The sequence below is a fragment of the Olleya aquimaris genome, from assembly GCF_003259525.1.
GTDB lineage: Bacteria > Bacteroidota > Bacteroidia > Flavobacteriales > Flavobacteriaceae > Olleya > Olleya aquimaris.
Window position 1 is genome coordinate 482,911 of record NZ_QLLO01000001.1, and the last position, 26,630, is coordinate 509,540.

Genomic DNA, 26,630 nt, shown 5'->3' on the forward strand with positions numbered 1-26,630 from the left:
TCATCATAAAAACAAATAATTAAAGAGCAAGAGTCAGTCTAAAAGCGAAGCGATCTAGCATCTATGTTCTAATATCTTAATAATACAATGAATCAAGATTATATACAACCAGACAATTGGTCCATAATTGAAGAAGGCTTTGATGCAGAACGTGTTAAATCTTCAGAAAGTTTATTCAGCATCGGAAATGGTGCAATGGGACAACGTGCTAATTTTGAAGAACAATACACAGGACCAACCTTTCAAGGAAGTTACATAGCAGGTGTTTATTATCCAGATAAAACCAGAGTGGGTTGGTGGAAAAATGGCTATCCAGAGTATTTTGCTAAAGTGTTAAATGCACCAAATTGGATAGGTATAAATGTAGAAATAAATGGCGAGCAACTAGATTTAAATACTTGTGTTTCGGTGTCTAATTTTAGAAGAGAACTAAACATGAAAGAGGGCTGGTTATCGAGATCGTTTACAGCGACGCTTCAAAATAAACTACAAGTTGAGGTTAAAGCAACACGTTTTTTAAGCCTAGATTTAGATGAAGTTGGAGCCATAAATTACCAAGTCACACCAGTAAACGGAGACGCTACCATTCAATTTCAACCGTATTTAGATTCTGGAATCACTAACGAAGACACCAATTGGGACGACCAATTTTGGGACACTTTAAATGTGACTTCAGAGAATGAGCAAGCGTTTATTGAAGCAAAAACAATGAAAACTGGTTTTCATACTTGCACATTTATGCAGTCTTCGGTTTTTGTAAATAATACAAAACAAGAGCAAACTCCAGTAGTAGATAAACAAGCAAACATTATTTCATTTACGTATACAGTTTCTGTAAGTTCAGGTGAAACAGCAAGTATCCATAAATTTGGTGGTTATACTGTAGATAGAAACCATGATAAAAATCAATTGGTTGCTGCAGCTAAAAAAGCATTAGATAAAGCAACAAATTTAGGTTTCAATTCACTTTTAGAGAACCAAAAAAAGGCTTGGTCAAAAATCTGGGAAATGTCAGATATTACCATAGATGGAGATGTCAAAGCACAACAAGGGATTCGTTTTAATATCTTTCAATTAAATCAAACCTATTTAGGGAAAGATTCTACCTTAAACATTGGTCCAAAAGGATTTACAGGCGAGAAGTATGGTGGGAGTACCTATTGGGATACCGAAGCCTACTGTATCCCGTTTTATATGGCAACCAAAGATCAACAAGTTGCAAGAAACTTATTAAAATACCGTTATAACCACTTAGAAAAAGCAATTGAAAATGCCGAAAAATTAGGCTTTTCTAATGGTGCTGCTTTGTATCCAATGGTTACTATGAATGGTGAAGAGTGCCATAACGAATGGGAAATTACCTTCGAAGAAATTCATAGAAATGGTGCTATCGCTTTTGCTATTTTTAACTATTATCGTTACACAGGAGATTACAGCTATATTCCAGAAATGGGATTAGAAGTTTTAATTGCTATTGCCAGATTCTGGCAGCAACGTGCTACGTTTTCAACAGATAAAAACCAGTACGTTATATTAGGTGTAACAGGACCAAATGAATACGAAAATAACGTGAACAATAACTGGTACACAAACTATTTAGCAAAATGGTGTATCGATTATGCGTTAGAAAATATTGAAAAAGTAAAAGAAGGTCATCATGACGACTACCTACGTATTGCTGGAAAAACAAAAATTACTCATGAAGAGTTACACGCTTGGAAAAAAGTAGCAGATAATATGTATTTTCCATATTCTGAAAAACATCAAGTATACCTTCAACAAGATGGCTTTTTAGATAAAGAATTAATTACTGTTGAAGACTTGCCAAAATCAGATAGGCCAATTAATCAAAAATGGAGTTGGGACCGCATTTTACGTTCGCCTTACATTAAGCAAGCAGATACGTTACAAGGGTTCTATTTCTTTGAAGACCAATTTTCTACAGAAGAATTAAAACGTCATTTCGATTTTTACGAGCCATTTACGGTTCATGAAAGCTCGCTATCACCTTGTGTACACAGTATTCAGGCAGCTAAATTAGATCAAATGGAGCAAGCGTACACTTTTTATTTACGTACCTCTAGATTAGATTTAGACGATTATAATAAGGAGGTCGAAGAAGGCTTGCACATTACCAGTATGGCTGGAACATGGATGAGTATTGTTGAAGGTTTTGGTGGTATGCGTATTAAAAATGACACCCTACATTTTGAGCCACGTATTCCAAAACAATGGGACGCGTATTCGTTTAAAGTAAATTTTAGAGACCAGATTTTAAAAGTCAATGTGTCACAATCAGAAACTACTTTTCAGTTGGAAGGTAACACACAATTAAACATTGTAGTAAATAATAATCCGTTAACTGTTTCTCCAAATAATCTGGTGAAAGTTTAAACTTAAAAACACTAATTAAAATGAAAAAATTAATACATCTAGCATTAATAATTTTAATTAGTGTTAGTTTTTCTTGTCAAAACAATACTGAAAATAGTGAAGTTTCAGAGGTTGTAACCGAAGTTAAAAATGATATTGAAAGAGTAGAACCACCCAATTGGTGGATTGGTTTTAAAAACAATCAGTTTCAATTATTAGTGAAGCATCCAAACATTTCTGAAGCAACACCAAGCATCAATTATGCAGGAGTTTCTATTGAAAAAGTCCACAAAGCAGACAGTCCAAATTACCTATTTTTAGATGTAAATATTTCAGAAAGTGCTAAAGCAGGACCATTCAATATTCATTTTAAGTTTAATGAAGAAAAGGAACTCGTTCAAACTTATGAAATAAAAGCGCGTCAAAAAGAAGCAACCGACTTTAAAGGGTTTGATAGTAGTGATGCAGTATTTTTGATTACTCCAGATCGTTTTGCAAATGGAGACACATCTAATGATATCGATGAGAATTTAAACGAAAAAACCATTAACAGACAAGATGATTATGGACGACATGGAGGAGATATCAAAGGGATCATTCAACATTTAGATTACATCCAAGAGATGGGTTTTACCCAAATTTGGTCCTGTCCTTTATTAATTAATGACATGCCACAATCATCATATCATGGGTATGCCATGACCGATTTTTACCGTGTAGATCCACGTTTTGGAACTTTAGAAGACTACCAAGAATTATCAACAAAAGCCAAAGAAAAAGGTATTGGGTTAATCATGGATCAAGTGGCTAATCATTGCGGAAGTGAGCATTGGTGGATGAAAGATTTACCGTTTAAAGATTGGGTAAACCAACAAGCTAGTTTTGTTAACAAGCAACCATTAAACAACTCCAATCACAGACGTACAGCAAACCAAGATTTGTATGCTGCTAATCGCGATAAAAAAGAAATGGCAGAAGGTTGGTTTGTCTCTGCAATGCCAGATTTAAATCAGCGTAATCCGTTTATGGCAAACTATATTATCCAAAATAGCATTTGGTGGATTGAAACGCTAAATCTAAGCGGAATAAGACAAGACACCTATCCATATCCTGATAAAACATTCATGTCTAATTGGGCTGGAGCTATCATGAACGAGTATCCTAATTTTTCTATAGTAGGCGAAGAGTGGAGTTATAACCCATTACTTATTGCCTATTGGCAAGATGGACATAAAAACAAAGACGGTTACCAATCTAACTTAAAATCAACTATGGATTTTGCAATGCAAAGACATATTGTTGAAGCATTAAATGATGCAGAACAATGGGACACAGGATTGGTAAAAATCTACGAAGGTTTAGCAAACGACTTTGCCTACACTTCACCAAAAGACATCATGATTTTTCCAGATAATCATGACATGAGTCGTATTTTTACACAGCTAAAAGGAGACATTCCTAATACAAAAATGGCATTAAGTTATTTGTTAACCTTACCTCGTATTCCACAATTATATTATGGTACAGAAATATTAATGAATGACTTTGCAAAACCAGGTGACCATGGTTTAATTCGTACCGATTTTCCTGGAGGTTGGGAAGGTGATACTGTTAATGCATTTACAGGTGAAGGCTTAACAGACAACCAAAAAGACATGCAAAATTATCTTAAAAAGGTGTTGAATTACAGAAAAACAAGTGCTGCCATTCACGATGGTAAAACCATTCATTTTGCACCTTTTATGGGTACGTATTTCCTATTTAGAGTTGTTGAAGGCGAAACCGTTGTACACATCATTAATAAAAATAACGAACCAATTACTATCGATTTAAAACGCTATGAAGAAGTCGGTTTAAACGGAAAAACATTAAAAAACATAATCACTGATGAAACTTTCGTGTGGCAAGATAGCATCCAATTAAAAGAAAGAGGAAGCCTAATCTTAACCACAAAAGCTAATTAGTTTGTCATTCAGAACGAAGTGAAGAATCTTTTAAATTATAAAATTAACCAATCTGTCATTCAGAACGAAGTGAAGAATCTTTTAAATTGTAAAATGAAAAACATCATATTCATACTATCCTTTCTACTAGTCCAAGTAACGGTTGCACAAGTCACTATTATCGTGGAAGAGCTACCTGAAGACACACCAAAAGACGCTTCCATTTTTATTTCAGGAGATTTTGAAGGTTGGTCTGGTGGACATAAAGACTACCAATTACAACAAGTAAATGGTCAGTATCAAATCACGCTACCTAAAACAGAACAACGTATTTTGTTTAAGTTTACCTTAGGAAATTGGGATACTGCAGAAAGTACAGATACAGGTGAAGCTATAGATAATCGTATTTATAAGTTTGAAAAACCAAACGACACATTAAAGGTTAAAATTGCTGGTTGGAGTCATTTGTTTGAAAATGAAGAGGTCTCTACAGCTTCAAAAAATGTTACCATTCTTTCAGAAGAATTTCATATTCCGCAATTAAACAGAAAACGTCGTGTTTGGATCTATTTACCTCCAGATTATAATGTTTCAAAGCAAGATTATCCTGTGGTGTATATGCACGATGGTCAAAATATTTTTGATGCTAAAACCTCTGGTTATGGCGAATGGAATGTTGATGAAACCCTAGATAAGCTATTTAAAGACAACCTAAAGCTTATTGTTGTTGGTATAGATAATGGCAATTCTAAACGCTTAGACGAGTATTCTCCATGGACCAATGCCAAATATGGTGGTGGCGAGGGTGAAGCCTATGTCAATTTTATTGTCAATACACTAAAACCCTACATCGATACTAATTATAACACTAAAAAAGACAGAACTAATACAGCTATTTTTGGTAGTTCTATGGGTGGGTTAATTTCTCATTATGCAGCATTAAAATATCCAGAAGTTTTTGGTAAAGTAGGCGTGTATTCTCCAGCCTTTTGGTTTGCTCCAGAAGTTAAAGCATTTACTAAACAACATGCTAATCTTCAAAATACCAAAATGTACTTTTTAGCTGGTGGAAAAGAAGGTGAAAATGCAGGATTTAATGAAATTAGTCAGACTGTTTTAGACATGAATACCGTTACGTCTTTACTTAAAGACAATGGATTCCCAGAAGAAAACATACAATCAAAAGTGGTTCCAGAAGGCAAACATAACGAGGAATTATGGCGAAATAATTTTGAGGAAGCTATTACGTGGTTGTTTGAAGATGCTATTCAAAAAAGAGAATTTATAAATGCAGGTTTTCAAGATGGAGAATTTTTATCTGTAAAAGTAAATGATGGTGAATATCGTATTAAATTTTACACAAGTGAAATAATAGAAAGTACTTTTATACCAATAGAAGAAGATTTAAATAGGAAATCACATGCTGTAATTTTATCACCAGAATATTGTGACGCAAGATATAGTGTTGATGAAAACTATGTCTATTTCAATACAAAAGGAATTTCTGTAAAAATTCAAAAACAACCCTTCAATATTTCATATTACTACAAAGGACAACAAATCACTTCAGTAAAAAATGGCTATCAAAAAACAGACGGTTTTGAAACCATTAGTTTTAACTTAACACCTAATGAGGTTTTATATGGTGGAGGAGCCAGAGCGTTAGGTATGAACCGAAGAGGCAATCGTTTAGAGTTATATAACAAAGCCCATTATGGTTACGAAGAAAGAAGTGAATTAATGAATTACACCATGCCAATTGTGGTGTCCTCCAACAAGTATCTCATTCATTTTGATAATGCACCAATTGGTTTTTTAGATTTAGACAGCAAAGCAGATAATACCATCACGTACGAAACCCTTTCAGGTAGAAAAACCTATCAAATTGTGGTTGGTGAGTCTTGGTTGGATTTAACCAAAAATTACACAAAACTAACTGGCAGACAACCTATGCCACCACGTTGGGCTTTAGGTAACTTTTCTAGTCGATTTGGTTACCATTCACAAAAAGAAGTAGAAGCAACAGTTCAAAAATTTAGAGATGAGGAAATTCCGTTAGATGCCATAATTATCGATATTTTTTGGTTCGGAAAAACCATTCAAGGGACTATGGGAAATTTAGAATTTTACAGAGATTCGTTCCCAAATCCTAAACAAATGATTAAAGGGTTAAAAGATAACAATGTAAAAACGGTATTGGTAACAGAACCTTTTGTGTTAACCACTTCTAAGCGTTGGGACGAAGCTGTAAAAGCAGATGTTTTAGCCAAAGATTCAATAGGCAATCCATATACTTTCGATTTTTATTTTGGAAATACAGGATTGATAGATATTTACAATCCAAAAGGAAAACAATGGTTTCAAAATATTTATAAAGACTTAGCAGATATAGGTGTATCTGGAGTTTGGGGAGATTTAGGAGAGCCAGAAGTGCATCCTAAAGGGTTACTTCACGCTACTGGAACAGCAGACGAAGTCCATAATATTTATGGTCACCATTGGGCAGAATTAGTGCAAGACATGTACACTCAACATTTTCCAAATACACGTCCATTTATTTTAATGCGTGCTGGTAGTTCTGGCTCGCAACGTTTTGGGATGATTCCTTGGTCTGGAGACGTTAACAGAACATGGGGAGGATTACAATCTCAACCAGAAATTGCACTTCAAATGGGACTGCAAGGTTTGGCGTATATGCATAGCGATTTAGGCGGATTTGCTGGTAATAATTTAGATGACGAACTTTATGCGCGTTGGTTACAGTATGGTGTGTTTCAGCCTATTTACAGACCACACGCACAAGAAGATGTGCCTGCAGAACCTGTGTACAGAAGCGATAAAGCAAAAGCTTTAGCAAAACAAGCAATAGAATTACGATACCAATTACTACCTTACAATTACAATTTGGTGTTTGAAAATAACCAAACAGGAGCACCTTTAATGCGACCATTATTTTTTGATGAGGAAAACAATGCGAAGTTGCAAACTGTAGCATCAACTTACCTTTGGGGAAAAGACTTTTTAGTGACTCCTATTGTTAATGCCAACCAAACAGAAGCTGAGGTGTACTTTCCTAATAACAATAATTGGTATAATTTTTATACCACTGAAAAGGTAGAAGGTGGACAAACATTGTCTGTAAAAACAGAGGAACACCACATTCCAACTTATGTACGTGGTGGTGCTTTTATTGCTACAGCAAAACCAATGCAAAGTATTGTAGAATATAACGGAAACACCTTCGATTTACATTATTATTTTGATGCATCTGTTGCAGAAAGCGAGCGAACTCTTTATAATGACGATGGGAACACAAAAAATGCTTTTGAAAAAGGAAATTATGAAATCTTAGAATTTGAAGCTGAAACATTAAGCAACAATTTAGAATTAGAATTTGAAGCAGAAATAGGTGCCAATTATTCTGCATCAACAAAAACAATAGATGTGATAATTCACAATTTTCCAAAGTCACCAAAACGCATAAAATTCAATAGAAATAAAATAGAATTTAACTATAATGAAGTTTCAAAAACACTGACTTTTCAGGTGAAATGGAATACTTCAAAAGAGGTTGAAGCACAAATTAAATATTAAATTTAAAATGAAGAAAAGCATACTTTTAATTGCAATAGCTATTCTTGCTTTCAGTTGTAAAACAGATAAAAAAGCAAATCTAGATATCGCAGAAAATCAACAAAAAGAAGTAGTCAAAACACCTTTTGTTTGGGAAGCAGCAAATGTGTATTTCCTATTAACCGATCGTTTTAATAATGGCGACAAAACCAACGATGTTAATTATGGCAGAACCAAAGAAACTGGCGTGTTGCGTGGGTTTGAAGGTGGCGATTTAAAAGGGGTAACTCAAAAAATAGAAGACGGTTATTTTACCAACTTAGGGGTTAATGCTATATGGATGTCACCAATCGTCGAGCAAATTCATGGTGCCACAGATGAAGGTACAGGAAATACGTATGGATTTCATGGCTATTGGACCAAAGATTGGACCAATATTGATGCTAATTTAGGAACTAAACAAGATTTAAAGCAATTAGTGGATGCTGCACACAAAAAAGGCATTCGTGTGTTGTTAGATGCAGTAATTAATCATACAGGTCCAGTGACAGAAAAAGATCCCGTTTGGCCAAGTGATTGGGTTAGAACTCAGCCACATTGCAGTTATGATAATTACGACAATACAGTAACGTGTACGTTGGTTAAAAATCTTCCAGACATTAAAACCGAAAGCAACGATGCAGTAGAGTTACCACCTCAATTAGTTCAAAAATGGAAAGACGAAGGTCGTTATGAGGAAGAAGTCGCAGAATTAGAGGCGTTTTTCAAAAAAACAGGTTATCCACGTGCGCCTCGTTTTTATATCATGAAATGGTTAAGCGATTATATTACAGATTTTGGAATTGATGGTTATAGAGTGGACACAGTAAAGCATACCGAAGAATTTGTGTGGCAAGAGTTTAAAGACGTTTGTGATAACGCTTTCGCGGAATTTAAGCAGAACCATCCCAATAAAGTATTGGACGCTAACAACTTTTACCTGGTTGGAGAAGTGTATGGTTATGGCATTTCATCTGGAACAGCATATGATTTTGGCGATAAAAAAGTCAACTATTTTGACGATGCATTTAATGGTTTAATCAATTTTGAATTTAAATGGAATGCATCTCAACAATCATATGAAGAGCAGTTTAATCGGTATAATACAATATTAAATAATGACTTAAAAGGTTACGGTGTATTAAACTATTTAACCTCTCATGACGATGGGCAACCTTTTGATAAAAACAGAGAAAAAACATACGAAACAGCAACACGATTACTATTATCGCCTGGAGCATCTCAAATCTATTATGGAGATGAAACCGCTCGAGATTTAACCATCGAAGGTACAATTGGAGATGCCACATTAAGAAGTTTTATGAACTGGGACGAGTTACCTTACCAACAAGACTTGCTTATCCATTGGCAAAAACTAGGTCAGTTTAGACGTCATCATCCAGCAGTTGGTGCAGGACAACATGCACTAATTAGCGAGCAACCCTATATTTTTAGCAGAAGTTACACTAATAATGATTTTAAAGATGAAGTGATTATTGGCATAGACTTACCTAAGGGAGAACATACTATTAACGTGTCTTCCGTTTTTAAAGAAGGAGAACAGGTAAAAGATTTTTATTCAGGAGCCACTTACAATGTCAACAACGGAACTATTACCATTGAAGCAGATACAAACCTTATTTTAATAGAAAAATTATAACACAAAAACTCATGAAAAAACTAATCGCACTTTGCTTTTTTATAACCATTTTCGGCTGTAAAGACGACCAAAAACAACCTGATGCTAATACGGTTTCAGAAGATAAAAAAACACTACAACCTATATCAGCTTCAGATTTAGAAACAGCTGTTATTTATGAAGCTAACATACGCCAATATTCACCAGAAGGGACTTTTGCGCAATTCACAAAAGACATTCCTCAGTTAAAGCAATTAGGTGTAAAAGTCATTTGGTTAATGCCTGTGTTTCCTATTTCAGAAACCAAACGTAAAGCAACAGGAGGTGCAGATAGTAAGTTTGCAACCGATTTTCCAGAAGATGAGCAAGCTAAATATTTAGGCAGTTATTATGCAGTATCAGATTTTACTAAAATCAATCCAGAATTTGGAACCATTGAAGACTTTAGAAGCTTAGTAAAAACAGCTCATGATAATGGAATTTATGTGATTTTAGATTGGGTTCCTAATCACACAGGTTGGGATCATGAGTGGTTAAAAACCAACCCAGAATATTATACCAAAAATGATAAAGGTGAAGTCGTGCATCCTGAAGGTACTGATTGGACAGACGTTGCCGATTTAAACTACGACAACCAAGACATGCGTAAAGAAATGATAGAAGACATGAGCTATTGGATTTCTCAGGAAGATGTCGATGGATTTAGATGTGATGTAGCAGGTTCTGTACCAACAGATTTTTGGGAACAAGCTATCCCTAAGCTACGTGCTCAAAAAGATATTTTTATGCTAGCCGAAGCTTGGGAACCTGAGTTATTAAAAGATGAATTATTTGATATGGCTTATGGTTGGGACAGGCATCACGCCATGAATGCAATCGCCAAAGGTGAAAAAGACGCAACAGCGTGGACAGAGATGATGACAACAGATGCGGAGCGCTACGAAGCAGATGATATTTTAATGAATTTTGTAACCAACCACGACGAAAACTCTTGGAATGGAACCATCAAAGAACGTATGGGTAAAAATGGAGAAATCATGACTGTACTAAGTTATTTAACTCCAGGAATGCCATTAATCTATTCAGGTCAAGAGTATGATTTAGACCACAGATTACTGTTTTTTGAAAAAGATAGCTTTCCGCATACCAAAGCTAGAACTTGGAAACTGTTACAGAAGTTAGCACAACTAAAACAAACTAATTCAGCCTTACATGGTGGGAAGCAAGCAGCCACTTTTACACCCATAGATAGTGGTAAAAACGTGATTGCTTTTTCTAGATCCAATGGAACAGATGAGGTTATTTTTGTTGCTAATGTGTCTTCAGAACATGTAAAAACAAGCTTACCTCAACAAGGTAACTATCTAGACTATATGTCAAACAACACTTTACAATTAAAAGGTGAAGCTATAGCTCTAGACGCCAATACTTATAAAGTTTTAGTCAAACAATAAGTCCATAACTTTGTGTAAAAAGGCTAGCATTATTGTTAGCCTTTTTTTTGTTAGTTAAGTTTCTAATTTAAGTTAACCTGTTAAATTATATGCTAAACCCTTTTATAATAACAGATAACAGTCTTTTTTTATCTATTTTTGCACTGTTATGCAAGAACTTAAATTGTCAGATTGGTTACCTACCACTAACAAAGAGGTAAAAATTCGTGGTTGGGAAACACTAGACGTCATCCTATTTAGTGGTGATGCCTATGTGGATCATCCTACGTTTGGACCAGCAGTTATTGGTCGTTTGTTAGAAAGTATGGGTTTGCGTGTAGCTATCGTTCCGCAACCTAATGTCAATGATAATCTTCAGGATTTTGTCAAACTAGGTAAACCAAGATTGTTTTTTGGAGTTACTGGTGGTTGTATGGATCCAATGATTAGCAATTATAATGCTAACAAAAAACGTCGCGATAAAGATGCCTACACACCAAATGGAGACATTGGCTTTAGACCAGATTATGCATCAACAGTCTATTCTAAAATTTTAAAAGAAAAATGGCCAGATACACCTGTTTTAATTGGTGGAATTGAAGGTTCATTACGTCGTGTCACACATTATGATTATTGGAGTGACCAACTGATGCCAACCATACTAGAAACCTCTAAAGCAGACATGCTGGTGTATGGAATGGGAGAGCAACCTCTACGTGAAATTGTGCGTTTGTTAGAGAAAGGTGTTCCTTTTAATAGTATTAATACTGTCAATCAAACTGCGGTTTTATTGCATAAAGACGATAAAATACCTAAAAACAGTAATTGGGAAGATGTAGAAATAGCTTCTCATGAAGTTTGTTTGAAAGACAAGAAAAAATACGCCTCTAACTTTAAGGTCATAGAACAAGAATCCAACAAGTTAGCAGCAAGACGTATTTTTCAAAAAGTAGGTGAGAAGACCTTAATGATAAATCCGCCATATCCAACCATGACGGAAGCAGAGATTGATGCGTCTTTTGATTTGCCTTACACAAGATTACCACACCCAAAATACAATAAGCGTGGACCGATTCCTGCTTACGAGATGATTAAGACATCTATTAACATTCATCGTGGTTGTTTTGGTGGTTGTAGCTTTTGTACCATTTCTGCACATCAAGGAAAATTTATAGCAAGTCGTAGTAAAGAGTCTATATTACGTGAAGTGGATAAGGTTGCTAATATGCCAGATTTTAAAGGCTATTTAAGCGACATTGGAGGACCAAGTGCTAATATGTATCAAATGAAAGGTAAGGTACAATCTATTTGCGACAAGTGTGTGGCACCTAGTTGTATTTCACCAGTTATCTGTAGTAATTTAGATACCTCTCATAAACCGTTAACAGATTTATACCAAGCGGTAGATAGTCATCCTAAAGTAAAAAAATCATTTATTGGTTCTGGAATTAGACACGATATGTTAGTACCAGAATTTAATAAAAATGCAGATCCAAAAGAGTTGGATGCTTATACCGAAGAGGTCATGACAAAGCACGTGTCAGGACGACTAAAAGTTGCGCCAGAACACACCAGTGATCCTGTGCTTAAATTAATGCGTAAACCATCGTTTACGTACTTCCATAAGTTTAAGGAGCGTTTTGATAAGATTAATATCAAGAAGAATTTAAAGCTTCAATTAATACCCTATTTTATATCTAATCATCCAGCTTGTGAAGTTGAGGATATGGCTAATCTAGCTGCCGAGACTAAAGATATGGGTTTCCAGTTGGAGCAAGTCCAAGGGTTTACACCAACACCAATGACAGTTGCGACTGTGATCTACTACAGTGGTTACCATCCTTACACGCTTAAAAAAGTAAACACGCCAAAAACCCGAAAAGAAAAAGACGAGCAACACCGTTTTTTCTTTTGGTATAAAGACGAAAACAAAGCGTGGATAAAAAAGACATTAAATCGTGTAGGACGTCAAGATTTACTTAAAGTACTCTTACCCGAAAAAACCGAAAAATGGCGTAAAAATAAGCCTAATGGTGAAGCTAAAGATACCTTTAATGATGCTGTTCCTTTTAATCAAAGAAAGCAAAAGGTGAAGTATAAGTCCAAGAAGAAAAGGAGGTAGCACATTAAAATTTGCTGTTTATTGTCTTATAGACTGTTTCAATAGACGTTAATTCTAACGTTTATCAATCTCTGTCCAATTATTAAAAATTTAAACAATTAACCATAGCTATGTGTAAGTCTTAATCATAGCTGTGTTTTTTGTGATATTCATTAAATAAAATAGTAATCAATTACATATATGTAAAAATAAAAGTAGGGTAAAATAAAAAGTGGTTGTCTTAATACTAATAATTCGAATTATTACTAATTAAATTCTAACCATTAAAACCTTTAAAATGATAAAAAAATTATCCAAAAGTTTTATCCTAACCGTTGTATTTTGCATACAAGGGTTTTTTGTTTTAAAAGCACAAACAGCGCAAGATATTTCTAACAATCTTTCGCAAGATGCTAGAGTACTATCATTTAATATGGAACCCAGTCGCGGAACGCCTTCACTTATTAAAATGAATACTTCGGGTGAAACACTACAGCTTAGTGAAACACCATCTTTTTTAAACCAAATATTAGGATTAGGTCAAGAGACCACATTTAATATTACAGCAACTACAATTGCTAATGGAATTCAAGTCAATAAATTTCAACAATATACCAAAGGACTAAAAGTAGAGCATGGTGTTTTTAAGGTGCTATCTAAAAACAATGTTGTTTTAGGGATGTCCGCAGAATATTACAACCTACCAGACACTATCAATGCAGTTCCTTCATTAACAGAAGGTGAGGCATTACAATTGGTATTAAATCATGTTGGTGCAACAACTTATGCTTGGGAATATATTCAAAGTTTGGGCGATTCTCCAGAATTAACTGCTGCTTACAACGAAGTCTATCCAACAGGCGAATTAGTGTTTGTAGACAATTACTTAACAGATGCTGTAGATTTATCACTTGCCTATAAATTTAATATTTACGCAGCAGAACCATTATCTAGAGCAGATATCTATATAGATGCTGTAACAGGTCAGATTTTACTTTTAGATGCAATTATTAAGCATGTTAATGGTAAAGATGGTAAGAAAAATGTAGAAAAAGAAATTAAAAAAATTGCTAAAACTAAAAAAGCTAGTATACCTTTTAGTGTAGCTACTGGAGATACTAGATATGCAGGAAACAGAACATTTAATACCTCTCAAGATGCCAATGGTAATTGGGTATTAAAAGGAATGTCTCCTTCTGGAGTTGAAAACGAAACATTATCTTATGAAGGACTTGGTGGCTTGCCTATTAATGCTCCTTTGTCACAATTTGCAGTGCCAATTATAGATGGAGATGGTGATGTGTTTGTTACAGAAATTGCAGATAATAATTGGACAGCACAAGAGCATAGAAAAGACGACTTTTCGTTACCTTATGGTCCAGCAGTACCTGCAAACGGATCTCCTTCTGTTGGTCATAATGAAGCACATAACGATGATGTTGCATTAGATGCACATTGGGGAACCGAAGTTGTTTTAGACTACTGGAAAAACATTCATAACAGATCTAGTTATGATAACTTAGGTACTAAAGTAACTAACTATGTTCATTATGGAGATGCCTATGACAATGCCTTTTGGAATGGGACTGCCATGACGTATGGTGATGGAAGTTACCAAGGTGGTCAATATCCAGACGGATCTTTTGCACCTTTAACTTCTATGGATGTTTGCGCACACGAAATAGGACATGGTGTCTGCGAGTTTACTGCAGATTTAGTATACCAAAGAGAATCTGGAGCGATGAATGAAGGGTTCTCTGATATCTGGGGAGCTTCTGTAGAAGCATACGTTTTAGATACAATAGATAGCTCTCTAAATTATGACCCTTGGGGAATTGGAGAACAAATTGACGAGCGTGATGGTGGTTTAGAACCAGGAGAAGTAGGTTCTAGAGCTTTACGTTGGATGGACGACCCAAAAGCTGCTGGAGATCCAGATAGTTATGGTGGTGCAAATTGGATTGAACCAGAATGTGGTACACCAACTTTAGCAAACGACCAATGTGGTGTGCATACCAATAGTGGTGTATTAAATAAATGGTACTATTTATTAGTAACTGGTAGTGGTCAATCTTTTTCGGTTGGATATCAAAAAGCAGCTGCAGACGATGAGGTTTCGGATGCTGGTAACCAATATAGTGTAGAAGGATTAGGCTTTATTAAAGCTTCTAAAATTGCCTATTTAGCAGAAACTATGTTGTCGCCTAATGCTAAGTTTATCGAGATGCGTGAAGCTTCAATTTTAGCTGCACAAATATTATATACACCAGGTTCTAACGAAGAAATACAAACAACCAATGCATGGCATGCAGTAGATATTGGAGACGCTTTTATGAATCCAAAACCAAATACAATTTCATTTATCGATGGAAATATAAAAATATATTCAGAGCAGAATCAAATTAATGGCTGCGACGATTATAACACGTATTTAGTATATTTTACTGCTTCAGAAGTTACAGCAAATGCAACAATCTCTATAAGTACAGCAGGTAGTACAGCAACTTTAGGTCAAGATTTTGACTTATCTGCTTCAAGCCTTACTTTTTCTGGTTCAGAAATACAATCAATAGAAGTAACTGTGTATGATGATGTAGCTATCGAAAACTCAGAAACTATAGTATTGTCTTATAATTATAATGGCGAATTCCACAAACAAGAATTTGCAATTTCTGATAACGATTTTGGGCCAAGAACAGGAACAGAACCAGTAGACCTTTTAGCTACTGAAACATTTTCTGTAGATGGATTACCAACAGGATGGTCTACTATTGTTTTAGCAAATGGAAATAGCGTTTGGAAAGTAAATGGTGACGCTACAGCAGCAGGTAGAGCATATATTAGCGATGGAATATCAGACCTTCCACTATACGAGATTAACTCGCCAGCACTAGTGGGATCCAACACTATTTTAAGATCGCCTTTAATTAATGCTTCTGCAGCACATTCTGTTACCGTTAGTTTTGATTGGGAAGCAGGAGGTGAAACAGATGCTACAGACGGAACCATTTTTGATTATGGCGAATTCTTATACTCTTTAGATGGTGCAAACTACGTATCTATGAAACAGTTTTACGGAGATGGTCCAGCTGCAATACAAACTGCAAGTGGTACCTATACAGCACAAATTGATGCGTTAGACAATACGTCTTTCTTTTTAGGATGGAGATGGTATAACGATACCAATGCAGGTAGCCAATTTAGTTTTGCAATAGATAATGTAAGCGTAAAAGCGACTCCTGCAGGTATAGAAACTAAAGCAAATACAGATGCTACTAATCAAGTGTTTGTTGCTAATACCGTGTATTTTATGAGCGACAATAACAATGCATTAATTGCTAAAATTGAAAACGCATCACAAGATTTAGGCTGTGTAAACATCGCTATTATTGATGAAGGTGAAAGTTTCGAGTTGTTTTCTAATGTAAATACAGCAAGACCATCTAAAGCGTTTAGTATTACTACAACTAATCAGACAGCAACATATGATTTAACCTTGTATTTTACAACTTCAGAGCTAAATGCATTTGACCCTTCTGTAGTATTAGTACCTATGAAAGTTAATTCGAATAACATGGATGATGCAACAGAAAACCCGAATAATATTCAATACAATGGAGTATTAACCGATATAAACGAAGCAGATCAATATAAAGCTTATACAGGTACTTTTTCTGGATCTGGAACAGTTAGTGTTGTGCAAGAGTTTAATTACACTCCTGTAGAGCCTACAGACACTACAACAGATCCTACAGATGGTGATACTACAGGTGACGATGACCAAGACGATTCTGATAATGATGATGATGATGATGACAATAGTGATTGTAAGTGTAAAAAACATGGTGGAAAACACAAATGTGATGACAAAAACGAAAATCACTACGTAAAAGGAAATAAAGGAAATTATCACGCTTTTATAGTCTCTCCAAACCCAGCAGAATCAGATGTAAATATTAATTCTGATGCTAATATGGTAAGCTTGGTAGTCTATGACCTTTTTGGAATGATTGTAGCTACTCTAGATAATGTTGTACCAACTAACAACATTGGTGTACAAGTAGGCAATTTAGGTAGTGGTATGTATATAATAAGAGTTCTTACAGCTGAAGGGGAGCTGTTTGATTTGAAGTTTATTAAAATGTAGGGATATCGTTTTAATAACTCAAAGGAGAGGATAAAATTTATTTTATCCTCTTTTTTTGTTTTAGGGTAATAATGAACTTAAAGGTGAAGCTAAAGATATCTTTAACGATGCTGTACCTTTTAATCAGAGGAAGCAGAAGTATAAGTATAAGAAGAAGGTGAGGTAGTTTTTTGTTATTATTATGTTTCTATTTTTGACACAATGAAAATTATCAAGATTTATTAACAAACAATGTACTTCATTTTCTTTTAAAACTATAAAACTGTAAGTTTACATTTTAGACTTTATTTTATGAGTAAATTGAAATTTATAGACTTATTTTCTGGATGTGGTGGTTTTAGTGAAGGATTTTATCAAGAAGGTTTTGAATCAATTGTACATGTTGATTTTGACGCTCCTGCTTGTGAAACGGTTAAAGAGAGAATGCGTTATTATAATTATTCAGAAAAGTTAATAAAACGAGCAGTAATATGTGGAGATTTAACTTCCGAAGAAGTTCATAACCAAATCAATAATGTTATTGGCAACACAGAAATAGATGTTCTAGTTGGAGGCCCTCCATGTCAATCTTTTTCTTCAGTAGGTAGAGCACAAGACAAAAATTCGATGAGAAATGATCCAAGAAATTATTTGTTCCGTTCTTACTTGGAAATACTAGAAAAACATATGCCAAAAATATTTGTTTTTGAAAATGTTTCAGGTTTACTTACTGCTAAACCAAACGGGAATTATATTTTTCCTGAAATTGTTAAAAGTATGTCTGAGTTTTACTCAGTATGTGATGATAGAAAAACAATACTTTTAAACTCAGTTCATTATGGTGTGCCACAAATTAGAAAAAGAGTTATATTAATTGGTGTTAGGAAAGATTTAAATATTAAGTCAGAAGATATTTACAAAGCAATTACAAAAACTCATTACAGTCCAGAAATGGAAAGTAAAAATGAAAAATTAGGGCTTAAAAAATATTTAACTGTTAAAGATGCTATTTCAGACTTGCCTAAATTATATCCAGGCGAAGGAGAAGAGGAAATATTTCATAAAATTGAAAAAAAGAATAGTTATCTTAAAATAATGAGACCAAATGGCTCAACTAGACTTTTTAATCATGTTGCAAGAAAACATAATGATTTAGATAGAGAGAGATATAAATTATTAAGTAAAAATGATTGGCAATTAAAAGAATTAGCAGAAGTTAGACCTGATTTAATACATCATGATCCAAAACATTTTGGTAATAGATATACTGTTCAAACTGCTACTAAACCTGGTAGAACAGTTGTAGCACATTTGTATAAAGATGGAAACTTATTTATTCATCCAGATTTTAAACAAGAAAGAACATTTACAGTGCGAGAAGCAGCTAGAATACAATCTTTTCCAGATGATTTTAAATTTGTTGGCTCTAGAACAAATCAATTTAAACAAGTTGGAAATGCAGTTCCTCCTTTAATGGCTAAACAAATTGCAAAAGCAATTAAACAATTTATATAATGATATTTTTTAACATTCCATCAGTTGGACAATTAAAACCAAGCACCTTGTTTTCAGAGGACGACCATTTTGGGTTTATACAAACTATAATTGGTGAAGAGTATAACCGTGCAGTTATTACTAAAGAATGTTTAGATTACTATAACAAAACAAATGAGCGCTATTGGGATCAGATTATTACAATTATTAATTTTCTAGGAATTAAAAAGTTGGATTCAAAGAATAGATTTAGTGAAATAGCTTTGCTTGATTTTGTTGCAGAAAAATTTGATAATGATGATGATAAACCTGCTAAAGTTATTTTTGATTATCTATTAAGCCAGTGGCAATTTCCACATCCAATTGTAACCAAAAATAGAACAATAAACAATTTGGGTTTAAACGCTGAAAATATTAGAAAAGATTTTCCTTTTATAAAACCGTATCAAATTATACTAGCTGTTTTAAAAGAATTATATAATATAGACTCTAGTCAAGCTTATTTTTCAAACGAAGAATTCTATTGGTTTGGTTATAGTTTCTACAATACAAAAGCTAAAAATTACAACTTAAAATCAATAAAAAAGTTAACTAAAGAATTATTATATATACGAGAAAATGGTTGGGATTTATTTAGAGGCATAAAAGATAATAGTGGCACAAAAACACATTTGTCTTATCCTAAAGGTTTTTTGAAAAACTCATCTATTTTAACTGATGATAATAGTTTTTATAATGAGCAACCAGATTTTTTTATTGGATTAAAACCAATTGGTGATTTAATAAATGTTTTAGACTCATTAATAGATATATCTGGAGAAATATTTGAGTTTGATAGAAATATAAGTGAGCGAAATAGTAAATTATGTTATGATTATTCAGAGTATTTATATGATATAGATAGAGTGAATAATTGGTTAGAGAACGTAAAATTATATAAAAGATTAAAGAATATTTATTCTAAAGTTCAACCTATTCCTGAAGATTTTGACGAGGAGTTATTTAGAAAATTAAAAATCGAAAGGCAATTAAAAAGATTAACATCTTTAGAAAGAGAAACAGTTACAAGGCAAAGAACCGAACAACATATTCTTCGAACTTATCTTTTAAAAAATAAAAAATCTGGAACATGTGCAATATGTGACAAAGATTATCCAATCCAATTTTTAGCAACTGCACACATAAAAAAAAGAAAAGATTGTTCTGATTATGAGAAAAGAGATTTAAATGTAGTTATGCCTGCATGTCATTTGGGATGTGACAAGATTTATGAAGAAGGATATATTTATATAGATGAAGGATTAATACAAAGTAATTTAGAAAATAAGGAAATTACAGAACCATTAAAAAAATATATTACAAATTTAGAAGAAAAGAAATGTAATTATTTTAAGGAAGAAACAGCTCAATACTTTAAACATCATGCCAAACAAAATATATAATTTCATAGACTTATTCTGTGGAGCAGGAGGATTTGCTAAAGGATTTGAAATGTCCGGTAAATTTAAATGTATCGGAGGAATAGATAATAAAAAAGCAGCAGTAGAAACTCATAAGTTAAATTTCAAAGATTCCATCTCTGTACAAAGTGATATCAGAAAACTTGAACCTAAACAATTTCATAAGCTAATTGGGAAACAAGAAGTAGATGTGATTATTGGAGGACCTCCTTGTCCTACATTTAGTACAATTGGACATGCTAAAATACAATCTGTAAATAAAGATAAAGGAGATTGTATTACAGAAGACCCAAGAAATCTCTTATTTATGGATTATTTAAAATATGTTAAATATTTTAATCCAAAAATGTTCGTCATGGAAAATGTTCCTCAATTTTTAACTAAATATAAAGGAGAAACATTTAAAGAAGTTAAAAAAATTATTGAACGTGATTTGCCTGAATACACTATTGTTGAAGAAGTAAAAGTTCTTAATAGTGTTAATTATGGTGTTCCTCAAAATAGAAGAAGAATGATTCTAGTTGGACATCTTAAAGGATATAATTTTAAATATCCAAAAATAACACATTGGTATAAAGGTTCAAATTTTAATATCAATCCTAATAGTGATGATATTGATGTTAATACATTAAAACCTCACGTAAACGTTAAAAGTGCAATTTCTGATTTACCAAGCATCACCGATAATTGGAGAATAAATGAGTGTGAATATTCACAGCATAAAAATTTGGATTCTTATCAAAAGTTAATGCGTGAAAACACTAATAGTACTGTATCAAATAATATTTGTAGAATGTCTAATGAGAGAGCAAAAAAAGTATTTGCTCACATGAAACAAGGTGATATTTACATGGATTTGCCAAAAGAGGTTAGACAAATTTTACCATTTAGAGAGGATATTTTTAAGGATCGTTTAAAAAGACTAGTATTAAAAAATCCATCTTGGACCATATTAGCTCACATTGGTATGGATGGTTATATGTATATTCACCCAACTGAATTAAGAACTTTATCTGTTAGAGAAGCTGCACGTATACAATCTTTCCCAGATGATTTTATTTTTGTTGGAAATCAACAAGAAACATATATGCAAGTTGGGAATGCTGTTCCACCAATTATGGCTAAAGCAATTGCTTCAAGTGTTTATGATTGTTTAGAAAAAAATAATGTGAATGTTTTATCGAAAACATTAGTGTAAATGTTCTAATGCGCCTCCAACCAATTCAATCCAGTATCAACCTCAACATCTAAAGGCACGTCTAGGGTAAAGGCGTTTTCCATTTCGGTTTTAATTAAGGTTTTCATGGCTTCTAATTCTGGTTTGTAGACGTCAAATACCAGTTCGTCATGGACTTGTAGTAGCATTTTGGTTTTGTAATTACCTGCTTCTAGTTTGTTATAAATATTAATCATGGCAATCTTTATAATATCTGCTGCACTACCTTGTATAGGTGCATTTACCGCATTACGCTCTGCAGCACCACGTACAACTGCGTTTCTTGAATTAATATCTTTTAGGTAACGTCGTCTGTCTAAAACGGTTTTAACATACCCATTATCGCGTGCAAAATCTACTTGCGCACTCATGTATTGTTTAAGCTTTGGGTAGGTCTCGTAATAGGTATCTATCAACTCTTTGGCTTCACCACGTGATAAATCGGTTTGGTTACTTAGTCCAAAAGCAGATACACCATAAATAATCCCAAAGTTTACGGTTTTGGCATTACTACGTTGCTCTCTAGTCACTTCGTTAATAGGTACACCAAACACTTTAGAGGCTGTGCTAGCATGAATGTCTTCACCATTTTTAAAGGCTTCTATCATAGTTTCCTCTTGGCTTAAAGCAGCAATAATACGCAGTTCTATTTGGCTATAATCGGCTGCTAGTAAAATATAGTCGTCGTTACGTGGTATAAACGCTTTACGGACTTGACGTCCACGCTCTGTACGTATAGGTATATTTTGTAAGTTAGGATTGTTGCTACTTAGTCGTCCTGTAGCAGCAACCGTTTGCATATAGTCTGTGTGCACACGTCCAGTAGAGGGTTCTACCTGTAAAGGTAGCGCATCTACATAGGTGCTTTTTAATTTAGAGAGTCCACGATACTCTAAAATATTACGGATAATCTCATGGTCTTTAGCTAAAAAAGAGAGGATATCTTCGCTAGTTTTATATTGACCAGTTTTGGTTTTTTTAGGTTTGTCAACCAGCTTTAGTTTTTCAAATAAAATAATACCCAATTGTTTTGGAGAAGCAATATTGAATTCTTCGCCTGCCACCTCATAAATTTTAGTTTCCAAGGTTTTAATATCTTTATCCAATTGGTCTGACAAGCTGTTTAAAAACGCTTCGTCTAGGTTTATACCTTCCAATTCCATTGCTGCTAGGACACGAAGTAAAGGCACTTCGATATCGTCAAACAGTTTTTGGGTGTTAGCTTCGCCTAATTCTTTTTCAAAATGTTCTTTTAGTTGTAGTGTGATGTCTGCATCTTCTACTGCGTATTCGGTTTGTTTGTCTAAAGGGACCTCTCGCATAGACAGTTGGTTTTTCCCTTTTTTACCAATCAGTTCTGTAATAGATACTGGTGTGTAGTTTAAATAGGTTTCTGCCAACACATCCATATTGTGACGCATGTCTGGATTGATTAAATAATGTGCTAACATGGTGTCAAATAGTTTTCCTTTGACTTGTACATTGTATTTGGCTAGCACCTTAATATCGTACTTTAAATTCTGACCGATTTTCTCGATGGTTTCGCTTTCAAAAAAACATCGTAATTCTTCGATAATAGCTTGTGCTTCCTGTCTGTCTTCTGGAAAAGGGATATAAAACCCTTTACCTACTTCCCAAGAAAATGCAATACCTACCAACTCGGCAATTAACGGATTTAAACCTGTAGTTTCGGTATCAAAACACACGCTAGATTGCTGCATCAAGTTTTTAATAAATAGCTTGGTAGCCATTCCCGGAGCGACACTTTGGTAAAAATGCGAGGTGGTTTCAATAGTTTGTCTTGTGTATTCTGAAGTCGCTTCAGAAGTGGAAGGTTCTGCGCCACCAAATAGAGAGAATTGTCCTGCACCTGCAGATTGCTCTTCTTTAGGAGTGATAGACTTCTCGACTGCGCTCGAAGTGACAGTCCCATTAGTATTTGATTTGGAAGTTGCTTCTGCACCAGACGTAAAGGTTTTAACAAAATTATCTGTGAGTCGTCTAAACTCTAATTCTTGAAAAATTTCCTTCACTTTTTCAATATCTGGATGGTCTAGTTCAAAATCTTTTGCATTAAACGTCACAGGAACATCCAACATGATGGTTGCTAATTTTTTAGATAATAACCCAAGCTCTTTATTGGCTTCAATTTTTTCTTTCATTTTTCCTTTTAGCTCGTGGGTGTTGGCTAAAAGGTTCTCCATGCTTCCGTATTGTGCTAAAAACTTCTTCGCAGTTTTTTCTCCAACACCTGGTAATCCTGGAATATTATCGCTGGAATCTCCCATCATACCCAAAAAGTCAATGACTTGCATTGGGTCTGTCACTTCAAATTTTTTCTGTACTTCTGGTATTCCCCAAGTTTCATAACCACCACCAAAAACAGGTCTGTACATAAAAATGTTATCGGTAACCAGTTGTGCAAAATCTTTATCTGGTGTCACCATATACGTTTTGTAGCCTTCTTTTTCCGCTTGACGGGATAAGGTACCAATCACATCGTCTGCTTCATAACCATCCTTTACCATAATAGGAATATGCATGGCTTTAAGGATGTCCATAATGTAAGGAATGGCGGTTTTAATCCCTTCTGGAGTTTCGTCTCTGTTGGCTTTATACGCTTCAAATAGCTCGACACGATCAGAGCTTCCACCTTTATCAAAACAGACTGCTAAATGGTCTGGACGTTCGCGTTTGATGACGTCTAACAACGAATTCATAAAACCCATGATGGCTGAGGTGTCTTCGCCTTTAGAGTTTATTCGTGGGTTTTTTATAAAGGCATAATACCCACGAAATATAAGTGCATAAGCATCAACTAAAAAAAGGCGTTTTTGATCTGACATAATTGTAATTTTGATAGAATACCAAAACTACAAAACTTAAAGGAGGTATGCTTATTTTTTTGTTAACAAGACCAATCAAAAAAAGCAATTAGAGAGGTCTAATTGCTTTTTTTATTTCAGTTTAAGTAGTATGCTTTTAATTCTTAATAATTTTTTTTGTGAGTATACCTTGTTTTGTATGAATGTTTAGCACATACATTCCTGCTTCCAATGATGTTAAATCTATTTGATTTTGAGTGTTGACTTTTAACACAGGTTGTCCTAATAGAGAATATACTTCTAAGTACTGAATAGCAACTGAGCCAGAAATTGTGATTACACTTGACGTTGGATTAGGATAGACTGTTATGCTTTGTTCTAAGTTAAAATTAGTGGTGCTTAGGGTTGCGCTACTTTCTATAGTAAAGCTTTTATAACTGGTATTGGTTGCTGTAGAAGCCCCTCTAAACACTCTTAGTAAATACGTGTTTCCGTTGGTTAATCCACCAATATTACCAGATGCACTAAAACAGCCTAGTTCTGTTCCTGAGCAAGCATCGTACAATGCAAAGTTGTTCCAGTTAATTGTGCCATCAATGATTATATATCCATCTTCTGGCATAGTAAATTGGTACCAAATATCTGCGTAGTCTGCAACAGTGCCACCAGAACATCCTTCTTCGTTATTTATTGATGCACCTGCGATACCAAAATTAATCGTAGTTGGTGTGCCTGATAAAACGTTAATAGTTTCAGCAGTTGCACAATCGTCGTTATTTATAATTTCAAATGCTTGAATGGTAAAACTACGGTAGCCATTATTGTCAGTATTAGCTAAGGTTCTAAACACGCGAAGTTTATAATTTGTTGTTGCTGTTAGACCATCAAACTGCTCGCTAGAGCTTCCACATTGTATTAAATTGCCATTACAGGCATCATATAAAGCAAAATTATTCCAGTTTATGGCTCCATTTACATACACATTACCGTTTACAGGCATCGTAAATTCGTACCAAATGTCTGCATAATCATTCATGGTGCTAGTACAACCTTCTTCGTTATTTATACTAGCACCTCCAATTTCAAAATTTATGGTTTGCTGGTCTGTGGTAAGTGTTATATTTTCAGCAGAAGCACAATCGTCATTAGTCACTGTTTCATAAGCAATGATAGAAAACGATTTGTAACTAGTATTGTCAGCATTGGCTACAGTTCTAAAGACTCGTAATTTGTAATTTGTTGTAGCTGTAAGTCCTTCAATAAATTCATTAGAACTACCACATTGAATTAATGTACCACCACAAGCGTCGTATAAAGCAAAATTATTCCAACTTAAAGATCCATCTATGTATAAATTTCCGCTTACTGGCATTGTAAAGTCGTACCAAATATCTAGGTAGTCAGCAGTTGTACTTGTACAACCTTCTTCATTGTTAATTTCTGCTCCTCCAATCTCAAAATTGACAGTTGATGCAGTGGTGGAAACGGTTATGTTTTCTGAAGTCGCGCAGGTGTCGTTTGCAACCGATTGATACGCAACAATCGAAAACGATTTGTAACTAGAGTTGTCTGCATTTGCGATGGTTCTAAATACTCGGAGTTTGTATGTTGTCCCAGAGGAAAGTCCTTCTATAAATTCGTTGGTGTTTCCGCATTGAATTTCAGTACCACTACAGGCATCGTATAAAGCAAAATTATTCCAGCTAATGTCTCCTCCAATATATAAATTACCATCAAATGGCATGGTAAAATCATACCAAACATCTAAGTAGTTATTGGTCGTGCCTGTACAGCCTTCTTCATTATTAATTTGGGCTCCACCAATTTCGAAATTGACTGTTGTTGGTGTTGCTGAAACTGTTATGTTCTCTGAAGAAGCGCAGTCGTCGTTAGTTACAGAATCAAAAGCTATTATGTTGAAGTTTTGATAGGAGGTATTGCTTGCAGTTCCAGAACCTCTGAAAACCCGTAATTTATAAGTCGTTCCAGATGCTAAATTATCTAAAAGTCCATTGCTAGAGAAACAGTTTAATTCTGTGCCTCCACAACTGTCGTAAATGGCAAATTGGTTCCATGACAAAGAACCATCAATATATAGATTTCCATTGGTTGGCATTGTAAATTCAAACCAAACATCTGCATAATCTGCAGTGGTTCCTGAACAGCCTTCTTGGTTATTTAAAGTAGCTGTATTAATGTCAAAAGGAACATTTAAATTAGTAGTACTAACAGTAATAATTTGTGCATTTGAGCAATCATCGTTTGCTGGTTGTGCAAATCCGAAAGATAGTGTTAAAAGTAAGAGGGATACAAGGTACAGTTGTTTCATAACTAATGGATTTAGCTTTAAAGTTACAGACTAAATGTTAGTTATTTAAGAGTTAATGTAAGAATTACCTTGTTTAATG

General features: G+C 34.3%; 12 protein-coding genes. 10 read left to right on the forward strand and 2 right to left on the reverse strand.

Annotated features, from left to right (window positions below; translation table 11 throughout):
* Window positions 1–87: 87 nt before the first annotated feature.
* The 10 genes from LY08_RS02240 to LY08_RS02285 all read left to right on the forward strand — a co-directional run bounded on the left by LY08_RS02240 (window position 88) and on the right by LY08_RS02285 (window position 21,379).
* Window positions 88–2,394: a glycoside hydrolase family 65 protein gene (locus LY08_RS02240; RefSeq protein WP_111658806.1), complete on the forward strand. Its 2,307-nt coding sequence runs from the start codon at window positions 88–90 to the stop codon at window positions 2,392–2,394.
* A 20-nt stretch (window positions 2,395–2,414) separates the two neighbouring features.
* Window positions 2,415–4,337, forward strand: coding sequence for a glycoside hydrolase family 13 protein (locus LY08_RS02245; RefSeq protein ID WP_111658807.1), 1,923 nt, complete (start codon window positions 2,415–2,417; stop codon window positions 4,335–4,337).
* Window positions 4,338–4,430: 93 nt separating this feature from the next.
* Window positions 4,431–7,910 (forward strand): TIM-barrel domain-containing protein, encoded by a 3,480-nt coding sequence (locus tag LY08_RS02250; protein ID WP_111658808.1) that lies wholly within the window; start codon window positions 4,431–4,433, stop codon window positions 7,908–7,910.
* 7 nt (window positions 7,911–7,917) lie between these two features.
* Complete coding sequence (locus LY08_RS02255) at window positions 7,918–9,588, forward strand: alpha-amylase family glycosyl hydrolase (RefSeq protein WP_111658889.1); 1,671 nt, start codon at window positions 7,918–7,920, stop codon at window positions 9,586–9,588.
* 11 nt (window positions 9,589–9,599) lie between these two features.
* Window positions 9,600–11,021, forward strand: a complete 1,422-nt coding sequence (locus LY08_RS02260) for an alpha-amylase family glycosyl hydrolase (RefSeq protein WP_111658809.1) — start codon at window positions 9,600–9,602, stop codon at window positions 11,019–11,021.
* Window positions 11,022–11,169: 148 nt separating this feature from the next.
* Window positions 11,170–13,122 carry a YgiQ family radical SAM protein gene (locus tag LY08_RS02265; protein WP_111658810.1) on the forward strand — a complete coding sequence of 651 codons (1,953 nt, stop codon included), beginning with the start codon at window positions 11,170–11,172 and terminating at the stop codon, window positions 13,120–13,122.
* A 277-nt stretch (window positions 13,123–13,399) separates the two neighbouring features.
* Window positions 13,400–17,248: a M4 family metallopeptidase gene (locus tag LY08_RS02270; protein WP_111658811.1), complete on the forward strand. Its 3,849-nt coding sequence runs from the start codon at window positions 13,400–13,402 to the stop codon at window positions 17,246–17,248.
* A gap of 291 nt (window positions 17,249–17,539) precedes the next feature.
* Window positions 17,540–18,742, forward strand: coding sequence for a DNA cytosine methyltransferase (locus LY08_RS02275; RefSeq protein WP_111658812.1), 1,203 nt, complete (start codon window positions 17,540–17,542; stop codon window positions 18,740–18,742).
* Window positions 18,742–20,163 carry a hypothetical protein gene (locus LY08_RS02280; protein ID WP_111658813.1) on the forward strand — a complete coding sequence of 474 codons (1,422 nt, stop codon included), beginning with the start codon at window positions 18,742–18,744 and terminating at the stop codon, window positions 20,161–20,163. Before LY08_RS02275 ends, LY08_RS02280 begins: the two co-directional genes overlap by 1 nt.
* Window positions 20,144–21,379 (forward strand): DNA cytosine methyltransferase, encoded by a 1,236-nt coding sequence (locus tag LY08_RS02285; RefSeq protein ID WP_111658814.1) that lies wholly within the window; start codon window positions 20,144–20,146, stop codon window positions 21,377–21,379. Before LY08_RS02280 ends, LY08_RS02285 begins: the two co-directional genes overlap by 20 nt.
* Window positions 21,380–21,384: 5 nt before the next feature.
* Here the strand turns inward: LY08_RS02285 and polA are convergent, their stop codons facing one another.
* Together polA and LY08_RS02295 are read right to left on the reverse strand one after the other, a co-directional pair.
* On the reverse strand, window positions 21,385–24,243 hold the full coding sequence (gene polA / locus LY08_RS02290) for a DNA polymerase I (RefSeq protein WP_111658815.1): 2,859 nt from the start codon (window positions 24,241–24,243) through the stop codon (window positions 21,385–21,387).
* Between the two features lie 136 nt (window positions 24,244–24,379).
* Entirely contained in the window at window positions 24,380–26,551 is a 2,172-nt protein-coding gene (locus tag LY08_RS02295) for a T9SS type A sorting domain-containing protein (protein WP_111658816.1), read from the reverse strand.
* Window positions 26,552–26,630 lie beyond the last annotated feature (79 nt).

Excerpts from the sequence above, each read along its gene's own strand:
- LY08_RS02240 (WP_111658806.1), top strand. The coding sequence starts at position 88 with ATGAATCAAGATTATATACAACCAGACAATTGGTCCATAATTGAAGAA.
- LY08_RS02245 (WP_111658807.1), top strand. The coding sequence starts at position 2,415 with ATGAAAAAATTAATACATCTAGCATTAATAATTTTAATTAGTGTTAGT.
- LY08_RS02250 (WP_111658808.1), top strand. The coding sequence starts at position 4,431 with ATGAAAAACATCATATTCATACTATCCTTTCTACTAGTCCAAGTAACG.
- LY08_RS02255 (WP_111658889.1), top strand. The coding sequence starts at position 7,918 with ATGAAGAAAAGCATACTTTTAATTGCAATAGCTATTCTTGCTTTCAGT.
- LY08_RS02260 (WP_111658809.1), top strand. The coding sequence starts at position 9,600 with ATGAAAAAACTAATCGCACTTTGCTTTTTTATAACCATTTTCGGCTGT.
- LY08_RS02265 (WP_111658810.1), top strand. The coding sequence starts at position 11,170 with ATGCAAGAACTTAAATTGTCAGATTGGTTACCTACCACTAACAAAGAG.
- LY08_RS02270 (WP_111658811.1), top strand. The coding sequence starts at position 13,400 with ATGATAAAAAAATTATCCAAAAGTTTTATCCTAACCGTTGTATTTTGC.
- LY08_RS02275 (WP_111658812.1), top strand. The coding sequence starts at position 17,540 with ATGAGTAAATTGAAATTTATAGACTTATTTTCTGGATGTGGTGGTTTT.
- LY08_RS02280 (WP_111658813.1), top strand. The coding sequence starts at position 18,742 with ATGATATTTTTTAACATTCCATCAGTTGGACAATTAAAACCAAGCACC.
- LY08_RS02285 (WP_111658814.1), top strand. The coding sequence starts at position 20,144 with ATGCCAAACAAAATATATAATTTCATAGACTTATTCTGTGGAGCAGGA.
- polA (WP_111658815.1), bottom strand. The coding sequence starts at position 24,243 with ATGTCAGATCAAAAACGCCTTTTTTTAGTTGATGCTTATGCACTTATA.
- LY08_RS02295 (WP_111658816.1), bottom strand. The coding sequence starts at position 26,551 with ATGAAACAACTGTACCTTGTATCCCTCTTACTTTTAACACTATCTTTC.